The following is a 255-nucleotide window of genomic DNA, read 5'->3' as shown; positions in this document are numbered from 1 at the left end:
AACGTGACTGTTAAGTCAGTTTTGAGATATTGAGTGAGCATGAAATAATGGTGGAGCTAAGCGGGATCGAACCGCTGACCTCCTGCGTGCAAGGCAGGCGCTCTCCCAGCTGAGCTATAGCCCCATCGATTTCGTAAAACCTTTGATTTACCTTAATTCTTAGCTAGTCAAGGCGCAGCACCACGAAGCATACTTAAGTATGTGAGTGGTGTTGTAACGCAGGATAGCAAAGAATTTGGTAGGCCTGAGTGGACT

The 255-nt window shown here is 47.1% G+C and carries 1 tRNA gene; it reads right to left on the bottom strand.

The features are described from left to right. Positions 1-48: 48 nt before the first annotated feature. Positions 49-124, bottom strand: a tRNA-Ala gene (locus tag BSPA111_RS22490). Positions 125-255: the final 131 nt, after the last annotated feature.

The sequence above is a fragment of the Buttiauxella sp. A111 genome, assembly GCF_014189855.1.
Classification (GTDB): domain Bacteria; phylum Pseudomonadota; class Gammaproteobacteria; order Enterobacterales; family Enterobacteriaceae; genus Buttiauxella; species Buttiauxella selenatireducens.
This window is presented reverse-complemented; position numbering and strand designations above follow the sequence as displayed.